The following is a 7,599-nucleotide window of genomic DNA, read 5'->3' as shown; positions in this document are numbered from 1 at the left end:
CGCCCGCCCACCTCTCCCGTCTGGAGACGGGGCAGCGCCAGCCCTCGCTGCCGATGCTGCTCTCGCTCGCCCGCATCTACGGTACGACGGTCTCCGAACTCCTCGGCGAGTCGGTGACCGGCCGGGACGCGGTCGTACGCGCCTCCGGCATGGAACCCACCCACGCCGGCGGCTGGACCTACTGGCAGGCGGGCGCGTCCGGACGTGGCATGCAGGCCCTGCGGGTCCGCGTCCCGCACGGCTCCCAGGGCGACATCGTACGGGTGCATCCCGGCGAGGAGTGGCTGTACGTCCTCAAGGGGCGGCTGCGGCTGCGCCTCGGGGACACCGTGCACCTGCTCGCCCCGGGGGACAGCGCGCACTTCGACTCGCTGACCCCGCACCGCATCGCCGCCGAGGACCCGGACGGGCTCGAGCTGCTCTTCGTCCACACCCTGCTGCAGAGCCCCACGGCCACGCTGTGCCTGGGCCCCCACATCGGAGAAACACCATGACCGACATGGAAGAGAAGTTCCCGCGCGCCCTGTGGATCCGGCTCATCATCTACATCGCCGTCGGGCACCTCTTCGCCGGGTTCGTATGGCTGCTGTTCGAGGTGGGCGCGAAGTAGGGGAGTCAGGGCGGACCGGGGCTCCGCGGCGGGGTGCTCAGTCCAGCAGCCGGTCGCGCAGCCGCTCCCGGGTCTCGGGCGCGAGCCGCAGTCCGCGCTCCAGATAGGCGTCGACGCCGCCCCAGGTGTCCTCGATCGTCTCCAGGGCCGCCGTCAGATACTCGGCGCGCGCGTCGAAGAGGGGGCTGAGCAGCTCCATGACCTCGGGGGAGTAGGCCGAGGCCGAGCTGCCGCTGCGCTGCACCTTGTAGCGGCGGTGCCGGGCGTTGGACTCCAGGTAGTCGGTGGTGATCGCCTCGCGCTCCACGCCGACCGCGAGCAGCGTGACCGCGATCGACAGGCCGGCGCGGTCCTTGCCCGCGGCGCAGTGCATCAGGGCCGGGACGCTGTCCTCGGCGATCGCGTGCAGCACCCGCGAGTGCTCGGCGGTGCGCTCCTTGATGATCATGCGGTAGGAAGCGATCATCCGGTCGGCGCCCTTGCCGTCGGCGAGGATCGCGCGCAGCTGGTCGAGGTCGCCGTCGCGGACCATCTTCCAGAACTCGGCGCCGTCCGCCGGGTCGCTCAGCGGCAGGTTCACGTTCCGCACGCCCGGCAGGTCGACGTCCGGGCCCTCCAGCCTGCGGTCCGCCGCGTTGCGGAAGTCGAAGATCGTGTGCAGGTTCAGGGAGGCGAGGAAGGCCGCGTCCTCGGCGGTCGCGTGCGCGAGGTGGCCGCTGCGGAAGAGCACGCCGTGCCGCACCCGGCGTCCGTCCACGGTCGGCAGCCCGCCCACATCGCGGAAGTTGCGCACTCCGGCCAGCTCCGGCTCGGTCGACGGGACCTGCTGCGTCACGGGAACTCCTCCCTGTCGGCCCCGCCTTCACGGCTCGTCGGCGGGGATCGCTCCGACGATACGGCATGGGTTGCTGAGGCAACGAGTTGTATGGGTCTTCTGCCCGTATTGCAGCTTTGCCGGCAACTCGCTCGGAAATGCAGAGCAATGAAGGGTAATGAAGTACTCCGGGAAGCGGGGCGTGAGCAGCGTCATACCGGTGACCGTACGTCGCCCGTCATGCTCACGTAATCCCGGCCGCTGTCCAGGGAATTGACGAAGAAAAGCCCGGCCGGATTCACCGACGGTGACCGGGAATCCCGGGACCGGATCAAGGAAGAGCGGCCGCCGCCGGAACCGGCTGCTTGTCCGCGCGCGTCCCCGTCGCTTACGTTCCCAACCGATCCGGGCGGACGCCTAATCCTGCCGCCGTCCGGTGCCCGCACACTCACCCGTGCACGGCAGGAGCGGGGGACCCACAGGCAACACCGCCTGTTCCGGCCCCCGGAACAGGCCAGGGGTGAAGCCGCGGCGAACGCGGCCGGGCATCTCCAGCCCGAACCCGACAGCTCACCTCGCAGGCGCCGGAGAGGAATCCGCCATGCCCGCGAAGGGTAAGCACCGCCGTCCCAGGACCCAGCGCCTGACCCGCACCATCGCCGCCGCCGGAACCGGTGGCGCCGCCCTCGCCCTCCCGCTCGTGTCGGCCGCCGGCGCGCACGCCGCCCCCGCGAAGCCGGCCCCGCGCAGCGCCGTCCAGGCCACGCAGGCCTCCGGGAAGGGAGCGGCCGCAGACGAGGGCGTACGGACCTACACCGTGCGCCCCGGCGACTACCTCTCGAAGATCGCCGAGGAGCAGCACGTCCGCGGCGGCTGGCACAGGCTCTACGCCGACAACCGGCAGGCGGTCGGCGACGACCCCTCGCTGATCCACCCGGGCCTGAAGCTGCGCCTCGGCGCCGCGGCCGCCACGACCGGCGCCACGAAGGCGCCCAAGGCCGAGTCCTCCGCCGCGCCCGGGCACACGGACGCCGCGCGCCCGGCCACCGCCGGTTCCGCCGCGAAGCCGGCCGCGGCCCCCCGCTCCGCCGCGAGCACCGCCGGCTTCACCCTCCCGGTCAGCGGCGCGGCCGTCGGCACCGGCTACCACGTCGCGGGCAGCATGTGGTCCAGCGGCTACCACACCGGTGTCGACTTCGTCGTGCCCACCGGCACCCCGGTCAAGGCCGTCGGCGCCGGCACCGTCGTCTCCGCGGGCTGGGGCGGCGCCTACGGCAACCAGGTCGTCATCCGGCTCGCCGACGGCCACTACGCCCAGTACGGCCACCTCTCCGCCCTCTCCGTCTCGGCCGGGCAGAGTGTGACGGAGGGTCAGCAGGTCGGCCTGTCCGGCGCGACCGGCAACGTGACCGGACCGCACCTGCACTTCGAGATCCGGACCACGCCCGACTACGGCTCGGACGTGGACCCGGTCGCCTACCTCCGCTCGCACGGCGTCGCCGTCTGAGCCCCCGCCCCCTGGCGTATCCGGCGTATTCCCAGGTGGGGCGGGAATCGAAGTGGCTTTTCTCACCGCCCGTCAACCTCTTCCTACGGTCGCGTAAGTCACATTGAAGGGTGAATCATGGGCCGACGTGGCAGACGATTCGAAGAGTGACAGCAGATCAGTGATCGGGTCGTACGTGGCGGTGGGGGACAGCTTCACCGAGGGCGTGGGCGATCCCGGCCCGGACGGGGCGTTCGTCGGCTGGGCCGACCGGTTCGCCGTCCTGCTCGCCGACCGGCGGCCCGAGGGCGACTTCCGGTACACCAACCTCGCCGTACGCGGAAAGCTCCTCGACCAGATCGTGGCGGACCAGGTTCCGCGGGCCGTCGAACTCGCCCCGGACCTGGTCTCCTTCTGTGCGGGCGGTAACGACATCATCCGCCCGGGCACCGACCCGGACGACGTGGCCGAGCGCTTCGAGAAGGCCGTGGCCCGCCTCGCCGCCGTCGCCGGCACCGTCATGGTGACCACCGGTTTCGACACCCGGGGCGTGCCCGTGCTCAAGCACCTGCGCGGCAAGATCGCCACCTACAACGGTCATGTGCGCGCCATCGCCGACCGCTACGGCTGCCCGGTGCTCGACCTGTGGTCCCTTCGGACCGTCCAGGACCGGCGCGCCTGGGACCACGACCGGCTGCACCTGTCGCCCGAGGGGCACACACGCGTGGCGCTGCGCGCCGGGCAGATCCTCGGCCTCGAGATCCCGGCCGACCCGGAGCAGCCCTGGCCGCCGCTGCCGCCCCGCGGCACCCTGGAGATCCGCCGCGACGACGTCCACTGGGCGCGGGAGTTCCTGGTGCCCTGGATCGGCCGCAGGCTCCGCGGGGAATCCTCGGGCGACCACGTGACGGCCAAGGGCACCCTGTCCCCGGCCGACATCAGGACCCGCATCGGCTCCGTGGCCTGACCCGCATCGCCTCGGCGACCCGGCCCGCCTCCCCTCGGGGGCGCGGGCCGTCGGGTTTCCCCGCGCGGGGACCCGGCCGGGTGGGTCTCAGCGGGCGGCTGCCGGTACCAACTCGTCCAGAGGCAGGTTCAGTTCCCGGGCCAGGGCCTCGTCCACCCATTGCTGGGCGCGGGCGCGGGAGACGGCGCCGTCGTAGGAGGTCATCTGCACGGCGAGGCCGTCGAGGAGCGCCGTCAGGCGCAGGGCGGCGCCGGCCGGGTCCGGGCAGCGGAACTCGCCCGCCGCCACGCCCTCGGCCAGCACCTCGGTGATGGCCGCCTTCCACTGACGGTCGAGCCCGATCGCGACCTCCCGCAGCGCCGGCTCGCGCAGCGCCGCCGCCCAGCCCTCGATCCACAGCCGCCAGCCCTTGGCCGTACCGGTCGGGGCGTACCAGCGCACCGCGGACCGCAGCCGCCGCAGCGCCGTCGTACGGCGGCCGAGCAGCTTGCGCAGCCGGGCGAGATCGCCCTCGGCGGCATGGGTGAACGCGGCGGCGACCAGCTTCTCCTTGGTGGAGAAGTGGTAGAGCACCAGCGCGTTGCTCACGCCGAGCGCCGAGGCCACGTCGGCGATCCGCACCGCGGCCACACCCCGCGCCTCGATCTGCTCGATGGCTGCCCGCAGCAGTTCCTCCCGCCGCTCCGCCACGCTCAACCGCACTCTCGCCACGCGATCACCCTAATCGCTCCCGGCACCGGGACAAGGCGGGACCTGGCCACAGTCGCGGGCACCCGCGCGGGGCGGGCCGCTCAGGCCACCGGGGCCCGCCGCGTGTCGTCGCCGTACCAGCCGAAGCGCTCCGCGATCACCGGCAGCCGGTCGGCGGCCAGGGCGTGCGCGGCGGCACGGGGGCTCGTGCCGTCGGCCTCCGCGCGGGTCAGCACCTGCCCGACCAGCGCGCGCATCGAGCGCCGTATGTGCGCGAACGCCTCCTGCGCGTCGGCGCCGACGTCCCCGAACAGCGTCCACCACCACCAGGCGTTGGTCGCGGAGTTGACGACGACGTCCGGCAGCACGGTCACCCCGCGCGCGGCCAGCAGCCCCTCCGCCGCGGGCAGCACGGGCATGTTGGCCGCCTCCACGATCCAGCGGGCGGTGATCCGCTGCTGGTTCGCGGTGTCGATCGCGTACGACACGGCGGCCGGCACCAGCACCTCCGCGTCCGCGGACAGCCAGGCCTCGCCCGGCAGTTCACGGTCCCCGCGGCGCAGCACCGCGCGGTCGACGGTGCCGTGGGAGTCGCGGGCCGCGAGCAGCGCCTCGACGTCGAGTCCGGCCGGGTTCACGATCGTGCCCTTGATGTCGGCGACGGCCACGACCACCAGGCCCGCGCGCGCGAGGAACCGGGCCGTCGCCCCGCCCATGGTGCCCAGCCCCTGTACGGCGACCCGGGTGCCCGCGTGGGGCGCCCCGGCCCGGTCCAGGGCCGTCAGCACCGACTCGGCCACCCCGCACCCGCCCGCGAGCTCGTCCAGCCCGATCCCGTCCACCTCGACGGCGAACGCGTCCGCGAGCCGCCGCCGGGCGGCGGCCTCGTCGTCGAGCAGGGGGTACACGGCCTGGATGGACGAGACCAGCCCCGCCTCGGCGGCGGCCCGGTCGACCAGGTCCTGGGTGAGGCCCAGATCCTCCCCGGTGGTCCAGCAGCTCTCGACGTACGGCCGCATCGCCCGCAGGTAGCGCACCAGCAGCCCGTACGCCCCCGGCTCGCGCGGATCGCAGTCGATGCCGCCCTTGGCCCCGCCCAGCGGGACGTAGCGCAGGCCCGGGTCGTAGTGCAGGGCCTCCTTCATGGTCATCCCGCGGGCGAGCCCGGCGACCTCCTCCAGGGTGCAGCCGGGCCGCATGCGCAGACCGCCGCTGGCCACCCCGCGCACCAGCCGGTCCACGACCAGGAAGCCCTGGCGCCCGGTGACGTGGTCGGTCCAGGTGAGGGACATCAGGGGGGCGGACACGCGGGCTCCTCGGGCGGGGCGGATACCGAACCGGCGGGTGGATACTGAACCGACGGTCAGTGAAGCAGACGGTCAGTGTCCGGACGGTGCCGCCCCGCTGTCAACGCCGGCCGGTCACTCCCGGGCGGCGGCCGCGTCCGGCGCCGGCGCCGCGCCCGGCAGTTCGCACCGGTCCTTGAACCCCTGACTGGTCAGCCCCAGCGCGGAGTTGATGCGTGAGCGCAGATTCTCCACCGCCACCATCGCCGTCAGCTCCACCAGCGCCGGCTCGCCGAGCCGGTCCCTGAGCCCGGCGACGAGTTCGTCGTCCACGGCCGGCGGCGTCGCGGTCATGGCCTCGGCGTACGCCATGACGTCCCGCTCCAGTGGCGTGTACGCGTCGCTGTCCCGCCACACGGGCACGTCCTGCACCTTGCGCGGCGCCACCCCCCGCTCCCGGCTGACCCAGTAGCCGAAGTCCATGCACCACGAGCAGCCGATCGCGGCCGCCGTCGCCATCTCGGCGAGCGCCTTCAGACCGGGGTCGAGCCGGTTCCACTTCGCCACCGACTGCTCGAAGCGCAGGTCGCTCCAGAGCACGCGCGGCTGATGGGCGAGCGCCCTGGCCGGGTCGAGGACCTTGCCGTAGGCGCGCTTGCTGTACCACTCCACCAGGCGGAGGAAGCGGGTGCGGGGCGGGGAGAGCGAGACGCGGGCCATGACGGCCACCTCCTGCTTGTACGTCGGACACATGGACTCTCACCCGGTACGACGGACGCGATCGCGCCCCTGTGACATCGGGCTGTCACAGGGGCCCTCCATAATGGAAAGCCTGACCGACTTCCCCTGGAGGTACCGTGGCCGGTTCCCGTCCACCGATCCCCGGGCTGCGCGCCCTGCGGCCCGCGGCCTTCGGCGCGGACCCCGCCGGGGAGCGCATGGAGCGCATCCGCCGTTCGCCCCACTTCAAGGACGGTGTCTTCCAGAACCCCGGGGGCGAAGCACGGACCCGGCCCTCCGGCTCGATGCGGGACTTCGCCAAGCTGTACTTCGACAAGGAGGAGCGCCCCCGCCGTTCCCCGCGCGACCCCGTGCCGGTGCACGCGACCACGCACGCGGACCTGGCCGGGCCCCCGGCCACCGGACTGCGGCTGACCTGGATGGGCCACTCCAGCGTCCTCGCGGAGATCGACGGGCACCGGGTCCTCTTCGACCCCGTGTGGGGTGAGCGCTGCTCGCCCTTCCCCTTCGCCGGCCCCCGCCGGCTGCACCCGGTCCCGCTGCCGCTCGCCGCGCTCGGCCCGGTCGACGTCGTCGTCATCTCCCACGACCACTACGACCACCTGGACATGCCCAGCATCAAGGCGCTGGCCGGCACCGACACGGTGTTCGCCGTCCCTCTGGGCGTCGGCGCCCACCTGGAGCACTGGGGCGTGTCCGCCGGCCGCCTGCGTGAACTGGACTGGCACGAGTCGACCGAGGTCGGCGGCCTCACCCTCACCGCGACCCCGGCCCGCCACTTCTGCGGCCGCGGCCTGCGCAACACCCAGCACACACTGTGGGCCTCCTGGGCCGTCGCCGGCGAGGAGCACCGCGTCTACCACAGCGGCGACACCGGCTACTTCGACGGCTTCAAGGACATCGGCGCCGGCCACGGCCCCTTCGACGCCACGATGATCCAGCTCGGCGCCTATTCCGAGTACTGGCCGGACATCCACATGACCCCCGAGGAGGGCATGCGCGCCC

The 7,599-nt window shown here is 73.3% G+C and carries 10 protein-coding genes and 1 riboswitch; of the genes, 5 read left to right on the top strand and 5 right to left on the bottom strand.

Features of this window, described 5'->3' with window-relative positions; all coding sequences use genetic code 11:
• Both IE249_RS10795 and IE249_RS10790 read left to right on the top strand, forming a co-directional pair.
• On the top strand, positions 1–494 hold a 494-nt coding region (locus IE249_RS10795; RefSeq protein WP_229858051.1), incomplete at its 5' end, for a helix-turn-helix domain-containing protein.
• Complete coding sequence (locus IE249_RS10790) at positions 491–610, top strand: DUF6126 family protein (protein WP_189704537.1); 120 nt, start codon at positions 491–493, stop codon at positions 608–610. The genes IE249_RS10795 and IE249_RS10790, both read left to right, overlap by 4 nt.
• Before the next feature lie 37 nt (positions 611–647).
• Here IE249_RS10790 and IE249_RS10785 read toward each other — a convergent pair whose 3' ends face one another.
• On the bottom strand, positions 648–1,445 hold the full coding sequence (locus tag IE249_RS10785) for a tyrosine-protein phosphatase (RefSeq protein ID WP_189704536.1): 798 nt from the start codon (positions 1,443–1,445) through the stop codon (positions 648–650).
• Between the two features lie 27 nt (positions 1,446–1,472).
• The gene (locus IE249_RS10780) at positions 1,473–1,640 is read right to left on the bottom strand and encodes a hypothetical protein (protein WP_189704535.1); all 168 of its coding nucleotides are present in this window, start codon (positions 1,638–1,640) and stop codon (positions 1,473–1,475) included.
• Between the two features lie 223 nt (positions 1,641–1,863).
• Positions 1,864–2,021: riboswitch (cyclic di-AMP (ydaO/yuaA leader) on the top strand.
• A gap of 4 nt (positions 2,022–2,025) precedes the next feature.
• Here IE249_RS10780 and IE249_RS10775 point away from each other — a divergent pair.
• Positions 2,026–2,931, top strand: a complete 906-nt coding sequence (locus IE249_RS10775; RefSeq protein WP_189704534.1) for a M23 family metallopeptidase — start codon at positions 2,026–2,028, stop codon at positions 2,929–2,931.
• Positions 2,932–3,091: 160 nt separating this feature from the next.
• A complete protein-coding gene (locus IE249_RS10770) occupies positions 3,092–3,877 on the top strand; it encodes an SGNH/GDSL hydrolase family protein (RefSeq protein WP_189704576.1) in 786 nt (261 codons plus the stop codon).
• Between the two features lie 87 nt (positions 3,878–3,964).
• Here the strand turns inward: IE249_RS10770 and IE249_RS10765 are convergent, their stop codons facing one another.
• From IE249_RS10765 to IE249_RS10755, 3 genes are all read right to left on the bottom strand, one after another.
• A complete protein-coding gene (locus IE249_RS10765; RefSeq protein WP_189704533.1) occupies positions 3,965–4,588 on the bottom strand; it encodes a TetR/AcrR family transcriptional regulator in 624 nt (207 codons plus the stop codon).
• Positions 4,589–4,668: 80 nt separating this feature from the next.
• Positions 4,669–5,874, bottom strand: a complete 1,206-nt coding sequence (locus tag IE249_RS10760; RefSeq protein ID WP_189704532.1) for a Glu/Leu/Phe/Val dehydrogenase dimerization domain-containing protein — start codon at positions 5,872–5,874, stop codon at positions 4,669–4,671.
• 114 nt (positions 5,875–5,988) lie between these two features.
• Entirely contained in the window at positions 5,989–6,606 is a 618-nt protein-coding gene (locus tag IE249_RS10755; RefSeq protein WP_308434324.1) for a carboxymuconolactone decarboxylase family protein, read from the bottom strand.
• Positions 6,607–6,710: 104 nt separating this feature from the next.
• On the opposite strand from IE249_RS10755, the gene IE249_RS10750 reads away from it, so the two are divergent.
• Positions 6,711–7,599: MBL fold metallo-hydrolase (locus IE249_RS10750; protein WP_229858049.1), on the top strand; the 889-nt coding region annotated here is incomplete at its 3' end.

It is taken from the genome of Streptomyces anandii JCM 4720, from assembly GCF_014650655.1.
GTDB classification, from domain to species: Bacteria; Actinomycetota; Actinomycetes; order Streptomycetales; family Streptomycetaceae; genus Streptomyces; species Streptomyces anandii.
Note: the sequence above shows the minus strand (reverse complement) of the source record. Positions and strands in the feature narration are given on the sequence as shown.

Bases quoted from the DNA above. Each gene is read 5' to 3' on its own strand.
- IE249_RS10780 (WP_189704535.1), bottom strand. From the start codon at position 1,640: ATGACGCTGCTCACGCCCCGCTTCCCGGAGTACTTCATTACCCTTCAT.
- IE249_RS10755 (WP_308434324.1), bottom strand. From the start codon at position 6,606: ATGTGTCCGACGTACAAGCAGGAGGTGGCCGTCATGGCCCGCGTCTCG.
- IE249_RS10775 (WP_189704534.1), top strand. From the start codon at position 2,026: ATGCCCGCGAAGGGTAAGCACCGCCGTCCCAGGACCCAGCGCCTGACC.
- IE249_RS10790 (WP_189704537.1), top strand. From the start codon at position 491: ATGACCGACATGGAAGAGAAGTTCCCGCGCGCCCTGTGGATCCGGCTC.